Genomic DNA, 20644 nt, shown 5'->3' with positions numbered 1-20644 from the left:
AGTGCGTCCGTTGTTTAGATTTGGCGCGAGAATCGGGTTATTGCCGGGGCTATTCTTGGAAGGTATTTGTACGGAGTATGTCTGCAGGGATTCAAGACGAGACTAGGAATTGGCGGATCTATTCAAAGCTCCAGATTAAGGTAAACGTCTATTGGCCGAAGTCATGGGGCGATGTTGGAAGTCATCTTTATTTTCAAGTAACCTCTGGCGTACTTTCACAAGACCGGGAGGAAGAAAATGGGGTCCCAATCCAGTGTTCGTTCTTTCTTGCTGTTACTTACAGGGCTGTTGGTATCGGCCGGGTACATATTGTTTTTCGCTGTTCTGGGGCATCTGGGACAGGTTTATCTGAAGGACAACATAGCGCGGCGAAGCCCTGTCTCCGGGCAGCCGGTTCATCGTGTGAACTCGTCCGAAGAGAGGGAGTCAGCGGAGCGCTTGACGATTATCTCTATCCCCGGTTTGTCTTTCCTGGAGCTTCGGGAGCCCAGCTTAAGGGTGATGCCGGAGTTGAGCCGGCTATTGCAGGAAGGAGTGCTGGGGGCGGTCAATGCAAGGCTTGCGGGGCAAGGGGGCAAAGACAGCTACGCTTCCATCGGAGCGGGAAGACGGAGTGTGAGCGGCGGTGCTCAGGGGTATAACCGTTGGGAAACGGTAGAGGAGGTTCCGGCTGATGTGCTATATCAGCGATACACCGGACGCCCTTCCGGGAAGGAAGCGATTTTCGTTCCCGCTATTGAAGGGCTGGCGAGTACGAACCGGGCCACTTCTTATGGAGGAAGGCCGGGTTCGTTGGGAGACATTTTAGGAAGGAATCAGGTTCAGACCAATGTCTGGGGCAATGCGGATATAGTCTCGGAAGCCGATCCGGCGAAAGGTCTTCAACGGTACGCGCCATTGGCGCTAATGAATCTGGAGGGAACCGTGGCCCAGGGGGATGTCAGCCGGTCTCTGTTGAGATCATCGCCCTGGCGTGCCGGAGGGGTAAGCACGGACTATTCGGCCATCCTGGATCAGTGGAAACAGAGGGACAATCGTTCTGTCACGCTTATTGAATTGGGGGACTTGCAGCGGTTATATGCTGTTAGATCCTTTTATTCGGAGGAAAGCTTCGCGGCCCAAATGCAGGATGTACTTAAGGAAATGGATTCGTTCATAGGAAATGTTCGCCGGGAGATTGCGGATAAGGAAGATCTGTGGATCTTATCCCCAGTAGTTCATTCGGATGCTGCCAAGAGGAAGCTGACGATGGCTCCATGGATTATGCATCGCAACGATGGCGGAAGGGGGTTGATTTATACGGAGTCCACCCGCCGGGATGGAGTTGCCGTCATGTGGGATCTGACCCCGTCCGTTACCGAGCGGTTAGGTTTGGCCGGAGCTGCGGAATGGACGGGAAAAGCCGTTCAGATCAAGCCGCATGCCGACCCGCTCGCATACCTGCTGGGGGAAATAGGGCGGATGGAGGCGGTTTATCGCGTCAGGCTCCCTTTGTTATCCGTTTTTACGGTATATGAAATTGGGGTGTTATTAATCGGGCTTTATTATGCGTTGTCCCGTAAAAAAGAGGGGCGGCCCTTGGTGCGCGGCCTGTTGTGGTCGATTCCGGCGGCCCCCTTGCTACTGTTTGCCTTGGGCCCCGGGTTGAATGGGACCTTGTCTATCCATGGCCCGAAGCCGGGCGGCGGAGGCTTATCCCTGGCCAGCGCAGAGGGTACGGCGTTATGGAATGCCGCGCAAATAGCGCTGCTGCCGGTTGTTTTGGCAGCCATCAGTCTGTGGCTGGTCCGCAGAAGCCTCTGGGCCGGCTGCACCTGGATCGGCCTCGCCACGGCAGCGGTGCTCATGCTGGACGGCTGGACCGGAGCGAACGTCATGAAACGCTCGGTGCTTGGTTACGATCCGATTATCGGAGCCCGGTTCTATGGAATCGGCAATGAACTAATGGGCGTGCTGGTAGGATCGGCTGTGTTGGGAACGATGGCATGGGCCCAACAGCGGCAGGGCCAGCCCGCGGGTTCCATGCCCGGGTCTGCTTCAGTTGCAGCCGGACGGTCTGGCCGGCCGAAGCGCCTGGCGTCTCCCGCAGCCGCCCGGTCTGGCCGCGCGATCGGCCCGGCAGCTCCCGCAGCCGATCGGTTGTTCCATTGGGGACTGGCGGCTTTGTATGTCGCGCTGCTGATCTATCTGGCTTCTCCGGTCGGCGGGGCTAATGCGGGTGGTGCCATAACGGCGGCAGTGACCTGCGGGGCGGCCTGGTTCGGCCTACGCAGAGGGGAGCGATGGTCCTCACCGCTTTCTGCTTGGCCGGAAAAGAAGCCGCTGCGGGGTGGAGGGCGGGTGCCGAAGACAGGCGCAGGCGCTGTCCGTTATCTGGGCCCTCCCATTCCCTTGCGAAATCTGCCCGTACTTAGACAAACGCCCCGATCCGGGCAGCCGGAGTTAGTTCACACTGACCGGGCATCTATTGAGCGTCAACCCGGGCTGGGACAGTACGTACTAACGGTTTCTGGAGGGGAAGAGTTCGGGCGGACGACGCCCCGGTCCGGAAAGCCGGTGCCAAAACAGCCGGGACATGAGTTCCGGGAGCGTGGGACGAAGCTGCGGACAGCGCTTCTACTGGGACTTCTGCTGGTGGGCGGCATTCTGGTTCTATGGGTGGCCAATGTATGGTTTAAGGGAGGGCAGCATAGTCATATCGGGGATGCCTTTCGGTATTTGGCGGCGGGAGATCTGGCGGAGATCAAGGACATTCTCGTGAGGAAGCTGAAGATGAACGTGCACCTGCTCGGGGCGTCCATCTGGAGCAAAGTGGTTCTGACCTGCGTTCTGGTCATGCTGGCAATCTTGGTGAAGCCGCCGCGGAGATTCCGCAGGTGGAGAAGGCTTTATCCCGCTTTCCTCAACGGCTGGGCAGCCATAACCATCGGAACGGTTACGGCATTCCTCTTCAACGATTCGGGCATTGTCGCTGCGGGGACGATGATGACCTATGCGGCCGTACCCCTGCTGCTTCTTTCCTTGGAAGAGCAGGTGGAGGAGTCGTCCGACGGATGAAAATGCTTCCGCACATTTATTCAATTTTGACTAAGACAAGCGTCATTTTAATCAATTACTTAACGAATCAGTGACCGGCATAGCGATGCCTGCTGGATGATAAAGGAAGGCAAGCTTTTCGCTATTGGGGCCCCCATCAGCTATTGATCCAAAAGCCTCGAAAAAGGGGATAGTCCCTTTTGGACCATCCCCCGACAAGGTGCGCCGCAGACGAACGAATCTCGGCACGTCAAGCCTATTCCATCCATTCTGCCCATTGCTCGTACAGCTGCTCGAGGTGCACTTTTTTCTGTTCCAGGTCGTTGTTCTTCTGCTGTACGAGGACGTAATCGTTAAAGATTTCCGGCTGAGCGAGTTCCGCCTCAAGATCGCTTATCTCCTGCTCGACCTTGGCGATCTCCTGCTCCAGTTGTTCCAGCTTGCGCCTGCGGGTGCGTTCCTCCCGTTTGGCTATTTTATCCGCTTCATAATCGTTCTGTGGTTCAACAGGCTGCTGTCGGCCGCCGTTCGTGGGCTTCTCTTGTTCGCTTTCGGCCTGCAGCTCGGCAAGCTCCTGCTTTTTCTCCATATAGTCGTCATAATTCCCCAAATAACCGGTAATCCCGTCGCGGGACAGCTCGAGAACGCGCTCGGCCATTTTATTCAGAAAGTACCGGTCATGGGAAATAAACAGCAAGGTTCCCTCATAATCGATCAAAGAGGCCTCCAGCACTTCCTTGCTGAACAGATCGAGATGGTTCGTGGGCTCGTCCAGGATTAGGACGTTGGCGTTCAGCAGCATCAGCTTGGCCAGGGAAACCCGTGCTTTTTCCCCTCCGCTTAAGGCGGAAATTTTCTTGAACACATCTTCCCCGCTAAACAAAAAGTTACCAAGCACCGTGCGGATACGGGCCTCTTCCAAATGGGGGAAGGCATTCCATACTTCCTCAAGGACGGTATGATTGGGATTAAGTCCTGACTGGTCCTGATCGTAGAAGCCGATAGTGACGTTGCTCCCCCATTCATAGGTTCCCCGCTCCTGCTTCAGTCGGCCGGTGATGACTTTCAGCAGAGACGATTTGCCGACCCCGTTAGGGCCAATCAGAGCCACGGTCTCTCCCCGATTCAGGTGCAGGGAGACATTCGTGAACAGCTCATGCCCATCGTAAGCAACGGCTATTTGGTCGGCGCGCAGCACTTCCTTGCCGGACGTTCGATCGATTTCGAAGGAGAAGGAGGCTTTCTTTAAATCGCCGAGAGGCTTGTCCATCCGTTCCATTCGTTCCAATGCCTTCCTGCGGCTCTGGGCACGTTTGGTCGTGGAGGCACGGGCAAGATTGCGCCGGACGAAGTCTTCCATTCGGGCGATTTCTTCCTGCTGTTTCTCATAGTGCTTAAGCTGAACGGCATAGTCGGCTGCCTTGATCTCGATATAACGGGAGTAGTTCCCCGTATACCGGCGGGAAGAGTGCCTCTCGATTTCATAGATCGTCTGGACAAGGGCATCGAGGAAATACCGGTCGTGAGAGACGACCAGAATCGAGCCCGGGTAGCCCCGCAGGTAATCCTCAAGCCAGGTTAGTGTAGCGATATCCAAATGGTTGGTGGGCTCATCGAGCATCAGCAAGTCGGGCTCCTGCAGCAGAAGCTTGGCCAAGGCAAGTCTTGTCCGCTGCCCTCCGCTTAAGGTGCTCACCACGGTGTCCGGAGGGAAGTCTCCGAAGCCCATCCCATGTAGAACCCCGCGAATTTTCGCTTCCATTTCATAGCCGCCCTGCTCGCGGAAAGTCTCCGAACGGGCCGCATAACGATTCATGGTTTCTTCATAAAGCTTCTCATTGTTCAGAAGCTCGGGATCAGCCATGCGGACTTCCAGTTCGCGAAGCTCTTGCTCCAGCTCCAGCAGATGAGAGAATACCGTTCTCAGCTCTTCATAGAGGGTCCGTTCCGAGTTCAATCCGCTGTTCTGGGCCAAATAACCGATCCGTGCCTCTTTGGATTTGAACAGTTCCCCGCTGTCATAGGAAAGCTCGCCGGCCAGAATTTGCAGAAGCGTTGATTTGCCCGCTCCGTTCACACCGACCAGGCCGATTCGTTCCCTTTCCGAAATTTGCAGGGAGATGTTGGTGAGCACAGGGCGAACACCGTAATTTTTACATAAATTTGAAGCTTGAAGCAGCATTTATATTAACCTCCGGAATAGATACTTGCATCGGGATAACTACTATCTAGTTTAACTGATGGATGGGCTTCGGACCAGTACCGGAAATCGTCGGTTCAGAAAGCGGGAGGAGTGCCGGATAATCGAAAGAGGGGAGGGTCTTCCAACCAAAAGTGCTTGGCTGCCGCCACGGCCTGTATGTTATTTGACAGTTGATATTGACTGGATAGCGCTCTTTCGGAAACGGCTCCAAAGTAGCTATTCTTCCATATGGCCGTTATGCTACAATTAGTCTACAAGATCAATCGAGGACAAGAGGGGCATGCATATATCATGACCGATATGGACCGGAAACGGCGGCTTCGCCGGGAAGCCGAGGCGCGGCGATCCGGCCTCGCCGAATCCGAGCGCCGTTTGAAATCCGAAAGGATCTGCCAAGAGGCTATCCGGTATTTAACGGAGGAGTCTTCTTTGTTGTCGGAGGGACGGGCATTATTTACTTACCTCCCCTTCCGAACGGAGCTTGATGTTACGCCGATTATAGAATGGGCCTGGAGCCGGCAAATTCCCGTAACCGCTCCGCGATCTAACCCGGTTAGCAAGGAGATGGAGCCGGTCATGATCTCTTCCATGGAGGAAGTAGAGGAGAACGGCCCTTGGGGGATCCGGGAGCCCAAGCCGGATTGCCCGGTATGGACGAAGCTCGACCGGATCGGATGTATTCTTATGCCCGGCCTGGCCTTCGATGCCTGCAGGAGACGGTTGGGGTACGGCGGCGGATTCTATGATCGTTTTCTCTCCCGGTACGGGCGGCAAGGATTGATGATTCCCGTCAGGCTGGCTCTGGCCTTCGATGTGCAGATCATTCCGGAAGTGCCGGAAGAAGAGCACGACTACAGGGTGGACGTTCTGATTACGGAAAGCGCCGTTATCCGCTAACCGACAGTACAGGTGTTGATTGCGGCGCCCGTTATTTATATGATGGAAGAAACCGGTCTTGCCTCTAGGCAACGGCCGGACAGGAAGATCCGAAGCGAAAATCATCAAACAGTTATGGAAGAGGAGGAGCTCTCATGCGCTGGAAAGTGGCTATTCTTACCGCCAGTGATAAAGGATCCAGAGGCGAGAGGGAAGATACCAGCGCCCAGGTTATCCGTGAATTGGTTGAGGAAGAGATGAACGGAGAAATTGTGGAGTACCGAATTGTTCCCGATGAATTGAAGGAGATTATGGCGTCATTGATCGAGATGACCGACTATTATCAAGCGGATCTTATCTTTACGGCAGGCGGCACGGGACTGGGTCCGCGGGATGTCACTCCCGAAGCGACGCTGCAGGTCGTAGACAAGCAGGTTCCCGGCTTGGCGGAGACCATAAGAATGAAGTCGATGCAGAAGTTTCCGGAAGCCATGCTGATGAGAGGTGTGTGCGGGATCCGCGGATCGACTCTAATTATCAATTTGCCGGGACATCCGGAAGGTGTTCATGAGGGAATGAGAGCCATTATCGAACAGCTTCCGGCAGCACTGAATGCTCTCGGCAGGAAGAATAAAGAAATAATGTAGCTTTAGCATATTCTGGTCATGATTTGTTCAATGGACGTTCATATTTTGTTGATTGTACATCCAACAGGGTTGGGGGTATAATAGAATCAATTATTGCGGCAGACGCCCAGGAATGGTTTGTCTGCAGATATGATTGAAAGAACTGCGGATGCTTTAACCGGCATCCCCGGTGCAAGATATAAAGCAGAGAGGAGTTGCAGAGGATGTCAGGAATCGGAACTACTGGAATTATATTGATTATTCTGGTCGCGCTCCTGTTGTTCGGACCGAACAAGCTTCCCGAGCTGGGACGGGCCTTCGGCAGAACGCTTAAGGAATTCAAGAACGGAGCGAAGGATATTATGCCGGACGATGATCAGCCCAAGCGTAAAGAGGTGTATCAGGAAGATACCCAATCTCGCGCTTCCATGTCTGAAGACTCCGATCGCACTCGCGATACGAAAAGACTCCCGGACTGATCCGGGCTGCGGTTTTTCGTGCTGACGCATAAGGTTTAAGTTCAATCGGCCCGGCACTGATTCTGCTGCAGGTCATGAAGGCGGGTTGGACAGCCTCCACAGAGAGAAAGATCGGTTGGTGAAGCTATGCAGGAAGAATCGATGACCCTGGTCGAGCATTTGTCTGAGCTGCGCAGACGCTTGATCTGGGTAATTGTTGTTTTGGTCATCGCGATGATCGGCGGCTTCTTTGCGGCGATTCATCTTTTGGAATATTTTAAATCGGTGCCGCCCGCTTCGGAGATTGAATGGAATGCTTTCTCCCTGTGGGATGGTATCCAGGTTTATATGCAGTTTGCTTTTATTATTGCTCTTATTGTGGTCCTGCCCTTTACTTTGTATCAGATTTGGGCTTTCGTCAGACCCGGCCTGCGGGAAGTGGAAAGAAGGGCTACCCTGAGGTACATCCCGTTTACGGTTGTGATGTTCCTTCTTGGGCTTGCTTTTGCTTATTTTATTGTGTTCAAGATGGCCTTCATGTTTACATCTTCTGTTAACCGGAGCATCGGGTTGACGGAAACCTACGGGATCATACAATATTTTTCTTTCATGTTTAACATTTTGCTGCCGATTTCATTGCTGTTCGAGCTTCCCATCGTCGTCATGTTTCTGACCAAACTGCGAATTCTCACCCCCCCGCGTCTTCGGAAAATGCGCAGATACGCCTATATGATACTTGTGATTGTCGGTACGGTAATTACTCCGCCGGATTTGATTTCCGATATCCTCGTTATCATTCCGCTGATTCTGTTATACGAATTCAGTGTTTTCCTGTCGGGCATGATCTATCGCAAGCAGTTGGAGAGGGACAGGCAGTGGGAAGAAGAATTCGGAGATTGATTCACATAATTGAATGGTATGGAAGCCAGGGAAGGTGCCCTGGCTTTCTTTTGCTTGGATTATAGGAATGAGGTCATTCGGGATGGCCGTAGAAGATTAGCCGATTGCCGAAAGGGTCCGTAACGCTAACCTCTAAAGTACCCCACGGAGTTGTTTCCAGCCCGGGTTTGGCATATGCGTAATTTTTGGACAGCAATCTTTCATGAAAGGCGGCAATGTTCTCAGTTTGAATACGAATAGCAGAGCCCGGACAACAATCCCCATGATGTTCCGAAAGGTGAAGGACGGTTTGGTCACGGGAGACCTGCATGTACAGCGGGGCTCCTTCCTCAAACCGGTGCTCCCAATCCAATTGGAATTCCAGGAAAGAGAGATAGAACTTTTTAGCCTTATTATCTTCAAAGATTCGCAGAATAGGCGTAACCGATGTGAACTTGCCGTTTAAAGAATCCATGAAAAAAGCCTCCTCATTTTCAAGATAAAATCTTCGGCCTCAATCGTATTGTAGCGAACCTAAAGAGGGAAATAAACCGGGTGCGGCATCGTTTGAAAAATGAGGTGGAGCAATGGAAAACGCTTCAAATTTCCTCGGCTGAAGGGCTGAGGCCGCGGAACGTGTTCTTTTTACTCAGAGCGGCAAAAAAATATGAAATTTCCCTCAAAACTACTTGCAAAAGCATTGGAAAATGTTTATGATAAAAAGTGTTATTAGCACTTGAATCGAACGAGTGCTAATTCGGCTACATAGGCCGCTAAAGCAAAAATTAAAGGAGGCTATTTATCCATGATCAAACCGTTAGGCGATCGCGTTGTTATCGAAGCCATTGCTAAGGAGGAAACTACTGCTAGCGGTATTGTTCTGCCCGACACGGCTAAGGAAAAGCCGCAAGAAGGCAAAGTAATTGCAGTAGGCAGCGGTGCGGTGAAAGACGGGGAACGCATTCCTTTGGAAGTTAAAGAAGGAGACCGTGTACTCTTCTCCAAATACGCTGGTACCGAAGTGAAATTCGAAGGCCGCGAGCTACTGATCATGCGTGAAAGCGACATTCTCGCTGTATTAGCTTAAACCTGATAGATATCGATTCGTTTCGACGTTAGAGAAAGTAAATTTTTTGAGTACCTATTGAAATAGGAGGGTTTATAACATGGCCAAAGACATTATGTTTAGCGAAGACGCACGTCGTGCGATGCTCCGTGGTGTAGATGCTTTAGCAAATGCTGTAAAAGTGACTTTGGGTCCTAAAGGGCGCAACGTCGTTCTTGAGAAAAAATTCGGAAGCCCGTTGATCACTAACGACGGCGTGACCATTGCGAAAGAAATCGAGCTGGAAGACGCTTTCGAAAACATGGGAGCTCAATTGGTTAAAGAAGTAGCAACCAAAACTAACGATGTAGCCGGTGACGGAACGACTACCGCTACCGTATTGGCTCAAGCGATGATCCGCGAAGGGCTGAAGAACGTTACTTCCGGCGCTAACCCGATGGTTATCCGCAAAGGAATCGAGAATGCGGTTAAAGCAGCTGTAGAAGAGCTGAAGAAGATCGCCAAGCCGATCGAAGGCAAGAACTCTATCGCTCAAGTTGCCGCTATTTCTTCCGGCGACGAAGAAGTTGGCCAACTGATTGCAGAAGCAATGGAAAAGGTCGGCAACGACGGAGTTATTACCGTTGAAGAATCCAAAGGCTTCGCTACCGAATTGGAAGTCGTGGAAGGAATGCAATTCGACCGCGGTTATATTTCTCCTTACATGATCACGGATACGGACAAGATGGAAGCTGTTCTGGAAGATCCGTACATCCTGATCACTGACAAGAAAATCTCCAACATCCAGGAAGTTCTTCCTGTATTGGAGAAAGTAGTTCAGCAAGGACGTCCGCTGCTGATCATCGCAGAAGACGTGGAAGGCGAAGCTCTGGCTACCCTCGTAGTCAACAGACTGCGCGGTACATTCACTTGCGTAGCTGTTAAAGCTCCTGGCTTCGGAGATCGCCGCAAAGCTATGCTCGGCGACATCGCTGCATTGACCGGCGGTCAAGTGATCACGGAAGAGCTCGGTCTTGAGCTGAAATCGACCGGCATCGAGCAGCTTGGACGTTCCCGTCAAGTTCGTGTTACTAAGGAAAACACGATCATCGTGGACGGTTCCGGCGACAAGAAGGATATCGGAGTTCGTATCCAGCAAATCAGAACCCAATTGGAAGAAACTACTTCCGAATTCGATAAAGAAAAGCTGCAAGAGCGTCTGGCTAAATTGTCCGGCGGCGTAGCTGTCATCAAAGTTGGAGCAGCTACCGAAACCGAACTGAAAGAGCGCAAGCTGCGCATCGAGGACGCCCTGAACTCTACTCGTGCTGCAGTAGAAGAAGGTATCGTATCCGGTGGAGGTACTGCGCTGGTTAACGTATACAATGCTGTAGCAGCTGTAGATGCTTCCGGCGACGAGAAGACTGGTGTAAACATCGTTCTTCGCGCACTGGAAGAGCCGGTACGTACCATCTCCAGCAATGCTGGTCTGGAAGGCTCCGTTATCGTTGAGCGCCTGAAAGGCGAGAAAATCGGCGTAGGCTTCAACGCAGCAACCGGCGAATGGGTGAACATGATCGAAGCAGGAATCGTAGACCCTGCGAAGGTTACCCGCTCCGCACTGCAAAATGCAGCTTCCGTAGCCGCTATGTTCCTGACCACCGAAGCTGTCATTGCCGACAAGCCTGAGAAAGATAAGCCGGCTATGCCTGACATGGGCGGAATGGGTGGCATGGGCGGCATGATGTAAGTCGTTCCGTAAAAACCTTGATACACCAAGGATTGTCACTTAGAATGTGAGCGGAATTATGATTGCGAACCCCCCTCTAATTAATGAGGGGGGATTTTTTTTGCAGCTCTTTATTATTTGTCCACCTTATTCTATGGTATTATTAGGAAAATGTCTTTGGGACAATATAAAAGGTAGTGATTGTAGTGGCCTTATTCCGTACATACCACCCACAGCCGCCTTTGTCGGGTTTTATTAATATTTTTTGGTTATATAAAGGTTACAACCCGCCTCATGAAATGGAGCGTGTATTTCCAGACGGCTCCATTGAAATGATTATCAACTTAGAAGAAAATTTGATTAAAGTATACGATCAAAAGAATCATAATCGGTTCAAAAGCTTCCGTGGAAGCCTGATCTCTGGTCCGAGATCAGAATTCGCCGTAATCGACACAGCCTGCCAAGCGTCAACGATGGGTGTCCATTTTAAGCCTGGCGGTGCTTTCCCATTTCTGAAGTTGCCAGCCAATGAATTGTGCAATGAGCACGTCTCTTTGGAAACACTTTGGGGAATAAAAGCGGACCAAATGCGGGAACAGCTCATTGAAGCTAAAACGCCGCTTGCTAAATTTCAAATTCTCGAACAATATTTAATCAGGATGATGACCGGAGTATCTGAACACCATCCTGCTGTTGTATTCGCAATAAGTAAATTCCAGGACTACCCTAATCAGTGGAAAATTGCTGATGTTACTGCACGTATAGGCCTGAGCTCACGTAGATTTATTCAAGTATTCAAGGAAGAAGTCGGATTGACACCTAAACAATTTAGCCGTATTCAGCGCTTTCAGAATGTGCTCCGTCTCATCGAAGGTGGAGAGCAAGTGAATTGGATAGATATCGCTTTGTCTTGCGGTTATTATGACCAGGCACATTTTATCCACGATTTTCGGTCTTTTTCCGGCATTTGCCCAACAACCTACCAATCGCTTCAAGGTAAACAAAAAAATCATGTTCCGCTTGGTCAATAGGGTCATTTTTTTACAATACAACTCATTCCAATATGACTTAGAATAATTTTGATGAATAGTTCCCAATATTTGACCTGATTTTTTTGGGGATGAAAGCATCCAATTTTTAAGAAATGGAGGAATGTTTAATGACACCTAAAACAAAAGCCATACCAGAGGGTCATCACGCTGTGACACCTTACATGATTATCAAGGATGCAGCCGAAGCCATAACGTTTTACAAAAAGGCATTTGGGGCCACTGAATTGATGCGTATAACAGACGCCAATGGAAAGGTTCGGCATGCGGAGATCAAGATCGGTGATTCGCCAATCATGATCGTTGACGAGTTTCCGGAATATCCGATTATGCAGAGTCCGCAGTCTCTTGGAGGGGCTGCGATGCATATTTTTCTTTATGTTGATGACGTAGATGCACTTTTTGCACAAGCTATTGATGCGGGTGCAAAGGAACTGGAGCCTGTAGAAAATCATGTTGAAGGGGATCGACGCGGAGGAGTAATGGATCCTTTTGGACACATATGGTGGATCGCAACACATATAAAGGATGTGCCCCTTGAGGAACTATAATAACACTACCTTGATTTAAGTTGCTAAGACAACATAATAGAATCCCATCCAATACTACTACGGTTGGTTTGAAATTAATCCGGTTCACCCCTTTAGGAAAATTACCCGAAGGGGTGTTTGTATGTCTAAAGAACCGATTGTGGCACTTTGATTTCTAAAAAAGGTTATCCCACATTTCTTCATTCCTCTTAGCTAAGTAAACTACTTTCTGTGATACAAATTCTAGTCGATTAATGCGGAATGATTCCATTTAGTCCTAAGTGTAGAAATATCCCCCCTGCTCCACCAATTGCCCACAAGGCTGCGTTGGAGTCCATCAATCGCTTCTTAAACCCTACAAATTTTAATTCTTTCTTACTGGGATTGGTTTTATATAAATATAGCAAGACAAGCGAAGGTGGCACCATCGAGATATTATAAACAGCTATGGTAGGCAGCCATATAAGAAAGGGTAATTTATGATAAGTGATCAGCCCTAACATCGCCCAATAAGGTATTGCTTGCGTTACTTCAATTAAAAATGCCGATAAAGCAATGGTGATAACAACCTTGACACTTAAGTTGCTCCCTTGATGAAATATGGATTGGAAAGGTTGACAGTAAGAAAAATAGCAGAGGAAGCAGGTTTAACTATAGGGGGCGTACAATACTATTTTTCCAATCAACAGGAGCTATATGTGTATGCTATGGAGTTATTGTTAAAAAGGGGTGAGGAGAGGATTCATCGTTCTATCCAAGAGGGTGATGACGTATTTAAAGGGGTTATTAAAATGCTCAAGCAATTGATCCCGTTAAAGGACCCTGAACAAAGGATGGAAATTGAAGCGTGGTTCAATTTTGCTGTAATGGCAATGAAAGATGAAAAATTAAGTGAATATAACGAACAAATACGTCAATCAACAAAAGAATTTATGAGATATATGATTGAGGTTCTTGCTAAGAATAATCTTTTAAAAGACCATCTGAACATAGACGAAGAATCGGTCGGCTTATATACTTTTATAGACGGATTAACACTTCAAGCCATTTTTTATCCGTCTCATTTTGATGAAAGCATAGTTGAAACTTACATCGGTAATTATTTGAGTAAGCTATGTTATGATAAATAGAAACTCGGTTTCCTTCTAACTAGCTATAGAAAGATTGGAAGACGTTGAAACGAAGTACAGGGATTTACGTATTTTCTAAGAGGGAATAAATGATATGTTTCCCCAGTGAAGGTGTGAGATAAATGACAAAGAAAACGGTATCCCTATTTGCTTTATCATGTATGCTGTTTATCATCGTAGGACCTTTTGGTGCTTGGATGGTATATAAACAAGCACAACCCCCGGGCCAGTTTTCCAATCAAGTCATTAATCCTGGTGAACCCTTTTCCTCAACTAGACCATCGAAAACCGTAGCAGTGTGGGGGACTCCGGCTAATCTGGATATTCAAGGAGTACAATGTAAATTAGAAGATGAACAGATTAAATTAGAGAAAGAAAGAACAACTGCTGATATCAAAGGAACAGAAACTGTTTTGTTATTTGATGGCGATTATACAGTGTTTGATCGCATGTCCTGTGAGGGTGGAGGATTAGGGCAGATTCATATGTCAACTAGATTTCCAATGGATAAAGCCCGGACGTTCATGATGGCTTTACTTGTCGCGACTCCTATAGTGGGCGGGTTCGGAATCGTTCTATTCAGGCGTACCAGATTATCCAGATAAGGATACCGTTATATAGCCGGAGGGATTTATAAAATTAACATGTAGAAAACAATTATAGAAAGGGCCAAAATCTCTCTATGACAACAAAATCTAAAAGAAATGCTCTTATCGTTATTTCTGTATTCATTTTGCTGTTTCTTCTCAAGGAATTTGTCTGGGACAAATATATCGTCAATCCAACGGAGTGGGACGCTCTGAAAGAGAAATCCGGGCAGCCCGGTACTATGGTGGAGGTTGATGAAGACAATAAATTGGCCGTATTGTATCCCGGGAATGGCTTTCACATTTACCTGGTATCCAAAGGATATTGGGGCTGGTCAATTCATGATGAAATCGCTATTCCAAATGAAAGCAGCGGCGATCCATTTACTGCCCAAATAAAGTCGTTAAAACAAAAAGGAAAAGATAACCTGGATATCATCCTCATCCTCAGTCGGGATAAAGAAATCGATCATTTCATCGCTTTCGATGAAAGTGGCGAGGAGTATCGTTTTAATAGGACGATCAATCGAGAGCAGAATACCTATTTATATTATTCTATTAGGGAAGAAAACGTTCCCGGCAAACTGATTTACGAAGCTTATTCGGCCAACGATAAGTTATTATATAAAGAATAAAAGACAAATCTTCATATAAACTGTCACAGTGTAGTAGAAATATTACTTCTGGGGCAGTTTTTTATTATTCCATTCCCGGATGTTTCCGAAGGTGACCTCACCTATTCGAAGCATCCTTATTTATTTTGCTGGGGTTGGCATCATTAGTTGGTAAGGACAAAAGGCACAGGCTTATTTTTGGCGGCATTTACGAATGAAGGGACTATAACATGATGTAGGGTAATGGCACTAATATTTAACCTCATTTATGAGAACAACGATGCAGGCTTTTAGAACAGTTTTTTTCATACCATGGTTGGTTGTACGAGAATGGGGTAATCCATAAAATAGGTGTAATTATGGAGGATAGGAGAATTAATAGAATGGTAGATATTCATTGCCATATTCTTCCCGGCGTGGATGACGGCTCTCCTTCTCTGGAACATTCATTGCAAATGGCGAGAATGGCGGTGCGGGAAGGTATCGGGACAGTTATTGCAACTCCACATCATGCTAATGGGAAATATGATAACCCGGCAGGCAGGACACAGGAAAATGTAAAGAGGTTGACCGTAGAGCTGAAAAGGCAGGACATTCCGCTGCAGGTTTGTCCGGGCCAGGAAGTGAGGGTGTATTCCGATTTGATCTCGGATATGGATAACGGCAGCCTTTTCACATTGAACGGCTCTCGTTATTTACTGATTGAATTCCCGTCCCACCGTATTCCTCCTTCAATTAAAGAGCTTATTCATGAATTGAAGGTTATGCAAATTACACCGATCCTGGCCCATCCTGAACGCAATAAGGAAATTGCCGAGAACCCTGCCCAACTCTTCGAACTAATAGAATTAGGGGTTCTGTGCCAATTGACCTCCCATTCGATCACTGGCTTATTCGGCCCTGCTATTCGAAACCTGAGCTTGGACATGTGCAGAAGAAACTGGATTCATTTTATTTCTTCAGATGCTCATAACGTAACCCAAAGACCATTTTCCCTGAGAGAGGCCTATGCTGAAATCGATACCGAAATTGGGTCCATGTACTCATCTTATTATCAAAAGAATGCGAAAGCGATCATAGAGAACCAATCGATTTCGATCTGCTCGGAGCCAATTCCGATCAAGAAAAAATGGTACCGGCTCTGGTCCTGAAGTAATATTGTTCCACAAAATTAACTGTGCTAGTATTTGTTGTAATCTGCACAAGTCTCCTAATATATGGTTCGTAATTCGGATTATGGTAGATGGAGGATAAGGAGTTGAAGTTGATGGGTATGAAGAAGAAGATGCTGGTGTCTTCGCTAGCCGCGAGTTTTGTATTAAGCTCGCTGCCTGTGCTGCCGCTCAGCTCACAGGAATGGCCGAATAAGTTGGGAATCCAGAGAGCAGCCGCTTCAGACTTTTCCGAGCTGCCTCTACCAGAGCTGGCGGATAAAATAGCAGACCAGATAAAGGAATTAACCAAGGATTTTACAGAGGAAGAACGACAGGTCATTAAAGAGTTAAGATCAAGATTGGCATCTCTGGACGCAGCCACAGCCAAAGCCTTGGTTGCACCGATCTGGGCCAGGCTGGAATCGAAGGCAGACGATAAGGTCAAATACCCGGACCTGACTCTGGACAACCTGGTTTGGTTGATTCAGAGAATGGCGGCAATTAACGATGAAACATTAATAGAGGATTTGGAAGAGCTGCATCGCGATCCCAAGGCACGCAAAATGTTCAATCAATTGTCTAAAGTGGCCGGCGTACCCGGCATCGGTATGGGAGATTTTCAACAATTCAGGAAGAAGGTCTATGACGAGCTGGAAGCTTTGGTCCGGAAGGAAATTCCTTCGCTGTTCGTAGCAGTGATCGAGGGCAGATTTAAAGAGGAAGCGGACAAGCTGGTGGATCAGGCGATTGAGATCGTGGTACAGCACAAAAGTTTGAAAATAAGCAAATTGCTTAGAGAGCTCAATGTGACCTCGGAAGATTTGAGGAAGACACGGAAATTATTCTCGGGTATTCTTGATCCGGACAACAAAGTACAACTGGCCGTGGCGGGAGTTCTGGCTCGTTCTCAAATCGAATTTGTGCCGCAAACAACGAATAACGGGAAAACATTGACTCCAACATTGAGGCTGTTCGGCTATGAAATTAATAAATTACCATATCTGAGCTGGAAGGTAGTATCCGATAGCGAGATTTACGGGAAGGAAGGACGTTTTATTCTTCCGGATAATGTGGAATCAGCCAAAGCGGACATTGCCGCCACCTTGGAATATAAGAACATGAGTATGCTGATCTATAAGGGCACTATTGAGATGGGGAAGGGGATCGTAAATCCGCCTAATCCTCCGAAGCCTCCTGAGCCACCGAAGCCTCCCCGGCCAGGCGGGGGTAATGGAGGAGGGGGATGGGGGCCGCCAACCCCGCCCATTCACAGGCCGGATGTGAGTAAGGCCATCGAATCGATCTCTAAAGTGATAGCCGGACTCGAATCAGCACAGGGTTCATACACCCGCAATGAAGCCAGGGCGAAAGCCAGAAAAGCGGTGGAGGAAGCGATTCGTGCCGTGGCTGTGGCGAAACTGAACGAAAGCTTAAAGATAGAAAATGGCGTGGCCAAAGCGGATTATGATGTAGAGGACTTAAGGGACCTTCTGGAGGACGTCAAGGCCATCGCAAAAGAAGCTAATGAACAGCTTAAGAAAACAAATCCGGATGCTGGCCCTGCCAAAGTTGTATTCACGCTTGATTTTGGCGAATTGAAAGAGGTATCCAAGGCTGAATTGCCTATCAAGAAGGAGCTTATGGATTTGGCCAAGGAATACGGAATAGATGCGATTGCTGTCCGGATTAACGGCCTTACTGCGACTTTCGATACGGATCAGTTACAGGAGGACACCATTTGGAAAGTGGAAAAGCTGGATCGCCCAGCCACAGCGGCTCATCAAACCTTGGTCTCTGATGTCTATGAGCTGAGTTTTGATGCGGGCGGCAAGCCGCTCACTACGTTTAGTACACCTGTAGAGCTTAGATTTCCGGCTTTCCCGGGCAACCATGATCAAGAGCTCCTTACTCTGGTCAAATTCGATCAGGGCAAGACTTTGGTAAAAGGAGGAATGTATGATCCGGATCAGCAGGCGTTGATCGTGGGCAATAAGGATTTCTCGGTCTATGGAGTGATTGAGAATCATGTTTCCTTCCATGACCTGGATGAAGTCAAACAGTGGGCAGGCCGTCAGATTTCAGTGATTAGTTCTAAAGGAATTGTGGATGGCCGGGCGGAAGGAGAATTTGATCCGCGGGATTTCGTAACACGCGCAGAGTTCGCTAAGATGATTGTTAAAGTGCTGGGTTTGGAGGATTCCACCGCTACGGAATCATTCTCCGATGTCTCTGATCAGGATTGGTTCCAGCCATACGTTGCTGCTGCAGTGAAATACGGTGTCGTCAATGGCCGATCGGAGGACAAGTTCGAGCCTAACGCGTACATTACCCGCGCCGAAATGGCCGCCATGGCTTCCCGGGCGTTGATGGAAGTCAGAGATTATCAGATGACACCTGACATGGAAAAGGCCGCCGAGCTTTTTGTAGATGCCGGTGAAGTCCATTCGACTCTTATGCCCGGAGTATCCCTTGCGGCTTATGAGGGGATTATTATAGGGGAAGAAAATCAGAGGTTCAACCCTAATAATAACTCGACAAGAGCCCAGGCCGCAGTGATGATCTACAGGCTCTTGAATAAGTAAACAGGTCCCGTCGAATAATTCCTCCTCTCCCCCAAGACTGAGAGGAGGAATTTGCTTAAAGGAAGGCAATTTGATTCATTTTACAACCAAGACCCATGGGGGTGGACAACATCAAGAAGCGGAAATGGAAGAAATGGTTAGGATGGTCGGCGGCTTTGCTAATCGTTCTTGCTGTAGGCGGTTATTTCGCCATGGATTATGCGGTCGACCGGATGCTAAGGTCGATCTCGGCGGGACTGGAGCTGGAAGCTGTGTCCCAACCGGGAGGACAGGATAACTCTCCCGACCGTACCTCTGATCCGGCAACGTCTGATTCCAAGGAAGGGGATAAGAATGTTCCGGTGTCGGGAACCCCAGATCCTGAAGACAAGGGCGAGGCGGTCCCTGATCCAACTAGCGGCCCTGATTCTGGTGGCGCTTCTGACTCTGATTCCGGACAACCTCCTTCTTCCGGGGATAAGGAGACTAAGGAAGAGGCTGCCGCTGACAAAGGAAAATATCAGGCCAACATAACTCCGGATAAGGCGTCGAAGGCTCAGGAACAGATTACTTTGCAGGATAAGACGAAGGTGACCTCGGTTCTTCTCAAACGATTGGGCGCCTCAGACATTAAAACGCTGATGGACCTGGCTTCCGGCGGAATGTCGGTGGAGGAGAAGAGGGAAGCGAAGAAGGTGATATTGGAAAAGCTGAGCGAAGAAGAATATGACGAGCTTATAGCGATTGCTGCCAAGCTAGGCCTGAGCCAAGGGAAGTCTTATGAAGACAGCTTGAAAGAATCGTCGTCTAAAGCCAGCAAGTAATTCCCCGACTCTATCTATTGGCGATACAGCTGCAGCATCTAAACTATTGTAAGGAAAGGTGAGACTTGTGAATAAACTGCGTCGAGTCCTTGCGTTGCTATTATCCATCGTACTATTCCTGGGAATGATGACCAGCGCTTCTGCTCAGCAGATCAGTGAAGAAATTCAGGTATATTATGCTCCCCTCAAATTTAAAATGAACGGGGAAAACATGAGGCCTCCAGAAGGGCAAGAGGGCTTTATCTATCTGGGAAGCACCTATGTACCCCTGCGGTTTGTCGCCTACTCTCTGGACAAAGCCGTTCTGTGGGATCAAGAAACCTATACCGTAACTATTCAGGAGCCCAGCAAGCAGGAAAAGGCCATGATTAAAGACTATAAGCTCAATCGGGTGGTCAGAACCCCCGAAGCTGCTTCTAGCGAGCCGGTAAGCCCGACAACGATTTCGGTTTATTTCGAGACAGTGCAATATATCTTTGATGGAAAACAAAAGTGGCCGGAAGAGGGCCTGCCAGGAATGATCTTCGAAGATACGTTGTATGTCCCTATCCGATTCGTCTCGGAATCTCTCGGGCTTGAGGTGAGCTGGGATCAAGACACCTATACAGTAACCATCGGGAAGAAGGAAACACCGAAGAAACCGGATGAGCCTTCGGAACGACCCGAAGATACGCCCGAAGAACAAACGGACGTTCCTAATCCACCGAATAACTCCGGAGAATCAGCAAATCCCGGAACACCTGGATCGGGTGGCAATGGAGGAGGGAACGATGATGGCTCCGGCGATTCAGGCGATGGAACGGCCAAGCCTTCCTATGACAGCATAATCGGAGGGGCGGAGGCTCAAATCGGCAGCTTGCAGAGCAAGGCCGAATCTGAACTAAGTGCTATCATTAATGAATTTAAGCAAACCAAAGACAGCTCCTTAATTACGGAAGGTCAGAACAAGCTAAACGGCTTTGACAACGAATTTAATCAGATCATGAACGACCTGTCCAATGACTTAAGCAGTAATGGATACGACACCAGTGCGGTACAAAAGTATAGAGAGGAATACGAACGAATTAAATCGGAGAAGGAGCAGGAAGTAATTAACGACTTGCTGTCCTCTATGAAGTAAGGGCGAGTAGGGGGATTTAGCCTCTTCGATAGCTGGGAAGAACAAGGGATAAGATCATTTAGCCATTGGAAGTATGCGACTTAGCCTGCACCTGGGACAAATGTGGTAACGGAAGTAAGCAGGGGAGGGCCTACGGCCTTACGTAAAAGGTGTCCCCTCTAAGTCGTTGGAAAGAAAAGCGACTGAAATCATGGAGAAGGAATAAACAGTCCGAGGATACAGT

Annotated in this window: 18 protein-coding genes; 16 read left to right on the top strand and 2 right to left on the bottom strand. The window is 48.7% G+C overall.

All coding sequences use genetic code 11. The annotated features are described in order from the left end of the window. The first annotated feature begins 237 nt into the window (after nucleotides 1-237). On the top strand, nucleotides 238-3057 hold the full coding sequence (locus ACTHRH_RS09145; protein ID WP_440415193.1) for a hypothetical protein: 2820 nt from the start codon (nucleotides 238-240) through the stop codon (nucleotides 3055-3057). A gap of 235 nt (nucleotides 3058-3292) precedes the next feature. On the opposite strand, the gene ACTHRH_RS09140 is transcribed toward ACTHRH_RS09145, so the two are convergent. Next, entirely contained in the window at nucleotides 3293-5218 is a 1926-nt protein-coding gene (locus ACTHRH_RS09140; protein ID WP_144934576.1) for an ABC-F family ATP-binding cassette domain-containing protein, read from the bottom strand. A 312-nt stretch (nucleotides 5219-5530) separates the two neighbouring features. Between ACTHRH_RS09140 and ACTHRH_RS09135 the strand changes: the two genes are divergently transcribed. The 4 genes from ACTHRH_RS09135 to tatC all read left to right on the top strand — a co-directional run bounded on the left by ACTHRH_RS09135 (nucleotide 5531) and on the right by tatC (nucleotide 8099). Further along, nucleotides 5531-6136: a 5-formyltetrahydrofolate cyclo-ligase gene (locus ACTHRH_RS09135; protein WP_440415191.1), complete on the top strand. Its 606-nt coding sequence runs from the start codon at nucleotides 5531-5533 to the stop codon at nucleotides 6134-6136. 134 nt (nucleotides 6137-6270) lie between these two features. Next, nucleotides 6271-6762 (top strand): MogA/MoaB family molybdenum cofactor biosynthesis protein, encoded by a 492-nt coding sequence (locus ACTHRH_RS09130; protein WP_144934570.1) that lies wholly within the window; start codon nucleotides 6271-6273, stop codon nucleotides 6760-6762. Between the two features lie 203 nt (nucleotides 6763-6965). After that, entirely contained in the window at nucleotides 6966-7220 is a 255-nt protein-coding gene (locus ACTHRH_RS09125; RefSeq protein ID WP_144934567.1) for a twin-arginine translocase TatA/TatE family subunit, read from the top strand. A 126-nt stretch (nucleotides 7221-7346) separates the two neighbouring features. Continuing rightward, nucleotides 7347-8099, top strand: a complete 753-nt coding sequence (gene tatC, locus ACTHRH_RS09120; RefSeq protein WP_144934564.1) for a twin-arginine translocase subunit TatC — start codon at nucleotides 7347-7349, stop codon at nucleotides 8097-8099. A 73-nt stretch (nucleotides 8100-8172) separates the two neighbouring features. On the opposite strand, the gene ACTHRH_RS09115 is transcribed toward tatC, so the two are convergent. After that, nucleotides 8173-8553, bottom strand: a complete 381-nt coding sequence (locus tag ACTHRH_RS09115; RefSeq protein WP_440415188.1) for a glyoxalase superfamily protein — start codon at nucleotides 8551-8553, stop codon at nucleotides 8173-8175. A gap of 330 nt (nucleotides 8554-8883) precedes the next feature. On the opposite strand from ACTHRH_RS09115, the gene groES reads away from it, so the two are divergent. The 11 genes from groES (at nucleotide 8884) to ACTHRH_RS09060 (ending at nucleotide 20421) form a co-directional block, all read left to right on the top strand. Continuing rightward, entirely contained in the window at nucleotides 8884-9165 is a 282-nt protein-coding gene (groES, locus tag ACTHRH_RS09110; protein WP_144934559.1) for a co-chaperone GroES, read from the top strand. A 79-nt stretch (nucleotides 9166-9244) separates the two neighbouring features. After that, nucleotides 9245-10873: a chaperonin GroEL gene (groL, locus tag ACTHRH_RS09105; RefSeq protein ID WP_144934556.1), complete on the top strand. Its 1629-nt coding sequence runs from the start codon at nucleotides 9245-9247 to the stop codon at nucleotides 10871-10873. 185 nt (nucleotides 10874-11058) lie between these two features. Then, on the top strand, nucleotides 11059-11883 hold the full coding sequence (locus tag ACTHRH_RS09100; protein WP_440415185.1) for a DUF6597 domain-containing transcriptional factor: 825 nt from the start codon (nucleotides 11059-11061) through the stop codon (nucleotides 11881-11883). 128 nt (nucleotides 11884-12011) lie between these two features. Beyond that, entirely contained in the window at nucleotides 12012-12452 is a 441-nt protein-coding gene (locus tag ACTHRH_RS09095; RefSeq protein WP_440415183.1) for a VOC family protein, read from the top strand. A 572-nt stretch (nucleotides 12453-13024) separates the two neighbouring features. After that, nucleotides 13025-13561 (top strand): TetR/AcrR family transcriptional regulator, encoded by a 537-nt coding sequence (locus tag ACTHRH_RS09090; RefSeq protein WP_440415181.1) that lies wholly within the window; start codon nucleotides 13025-13027, stop codon nucleotides 13559-13561. 122 nt (nucleotides 13562-13683) lie between these two features. Next, entirely contained in the window at nucleotides 13684-14166 is a 483-nt protein-coding gene (locus ACTHRH_RS09085) for a hypothetical protein (protein WP_379287953.1), read from the top strand. 77 nt (nucleotides 14167-14243) lie between these two features. Beyond that, on the top strand, nucleotides 14244-14783 hold the full coding sequence (locus ACTHRH_RS09080; RefSeq protein WP_379287951.1) for a hypothetical protein: 540 nt from the start codon (nucleotides 14244-14246) through the stop codon (nucleotides 14781-14783). Nucleotides 14784-15145: 362 nt separating this feature from the next. After that, entirely contained in the window at nucleotides 15146-15913 is a 768-nt protein-coding gene (locus ACTHRH_RS09075) for a tyrosine-protein phosphatase (protein ID WP_144941273.1), read from the top strand. Between the two features lie 116 nt (nucleotides 15914-16029). Next, complete coding sequence (locus tag ACTHRH_RS09070; RefSeq protein WP_440415278.1) at nucleotides 16030-18498, top strand: S-layer homology domain-containing protein; 2469 nt, start codon at nucleotides 16030-16032, stop codon at nucleotides 18496-18498. 101 nt (nucleotides 18499-18599) lie between these two features. Beyond that, on the top strand, nucleotides 18600-19301 hold the full coding sequence (locus ACTHRH_RS09065) for a hypothetical protein (RefSeq protein ID WP_440415178.1): 702 nt from the start codon (nucleotides 18600-18602) through the stop codon (nucleotides 19299-19301). A gap of 67 nt (nucleotides 19302-19368) precedes the next feature. Then, nucleotides 19369-20421, top strand: coding sequence for a copper amine oxidase N-terminal domain-containing protein (locus ACTHRH_RS09060; protein WP_440415176.1), 1053 nt, complete (start codon nucleotides 19369-19371; stop codon nucleotides 20419-20421). Nucleotides 20422-20644 lie beyond the last annotated feature (223 nt).

The organism is Paenibacillus sp. SAFN-117 (genome assembly GCF_051966115.1).
GTDB classification, from domain to species: Bacteria; Bacillota; Bacilli; order Paenibacillales; family NBRC-103111; genus Paenibacillus_L; species Paenibacillus_L residui.
This window is presented reverse-complemented; position numbering and strand designations above follow the sequence as displayed.

Bases quoted from the DNA above. Each gene is read 5' to 3' on its own strand.
- ACTHRH_RS09145 (WP_440415193.1), top strand. From the start codon at position 238: ATGGGGTCCCAATCCAGTGTTCGTTCTTTCTTGCTGTTACTTACAGGG.
- ACTHRH_RS09140 (WP_144934576.1), bottom strand. From the start codon at position 5,218: ATGCTGCTTCAAGCTTCAAATTTATGTAAAAATTACGGTGTTCGCCCT.
- ACTHRH_RS09135 (WP_440415191.1), top strand. From the start codon at position 5,531: ATGACCGATATGGACCGGAAACGGCGGCTTCGCCGGGAAGCCGAGGCG.
- ACTHRH_RS09130 (WP_144934570.1), top strand. From the start codon at position 6,271: ATGCGCTGGAAAGTGGCTATTCTTACCGCCAGTGATAAAGGATCCAGA.
- ACTHRH_RS09125 (WP_144934567.1), top strand. From the start codon at position 6,966: ATGTCAGGAATCGGAACTACTGGAATTATATTGATTATTCTGGTCGCG.
- tatC (WP_144934564.1), top strand. From the start codon at position 7,347: ATGCAGGAAGAATCGATGACCCTGGTCGAGCATTTGTCTGAGCTGCGC.
- ACTHRH_RS09115 (WP_440415188.1), bottom strand. From the start codon at position 8,553: ATGGATTCTTTAAACGGCAAGTTCACATCGGTTACGCCTATTCTGCGA.
- groES (WP_144934559.1), top strand. From the start codon at position 8,884: ATGATCAAACCGTTAGGCGATCGCGTTGTTATCGAAGCCATTGCTAAG.
- groL (WP_144934556.1), top strand. From the start codon at position 9,245: ATGGCCAAAGACATTATGTTTAGCGAAGACGCACGTCGTGCGATGCTC.
- ACTHRH_RS09095 (WP_440415183.1), top strand. From the start codon at position 12,012: ATGACACCTAAAACAAAAGCCATACCAGAGGGTCATCACGCTGTGACA.
- ACTHRH_RS09090 (WP_440415181.1), top strand. From the start codon at position 13,025: ATGAAATATGGATTGGAAAGGTTGACAGTAAGAAAAATAGCAGAGGAA.
- ACTHRH_RS09085 (WP_379287953.1), top strand. From the start codon at position 13,684: ATGACAAAGAAAACGGTATCCCTATTTGCTTTATCATGTATGCTGTTT.
- ACTHRH_RS09080 (WP_379287951.1), top strand. From the start codon at position 14,244: ATGACAACAAAATCTAAAAGAAATGCTCTTATCGTTATTTCTGTATTC.
- ACTHRH_RS09075 (WP_144941273.1), top strand. From the start codon at position 15,146: ATGGTAGATATTCATTGCCATATTCTTCCCGGCGTGGATGACGGCTCT.
- ACTHRH_RS09070 (WP_440415278.1), top strand. From the start codon at position 16,030: ATGGGTATGAAGAAGAAGATGCTGGTGTCTTCGCTAGCCGCGAGTTTT.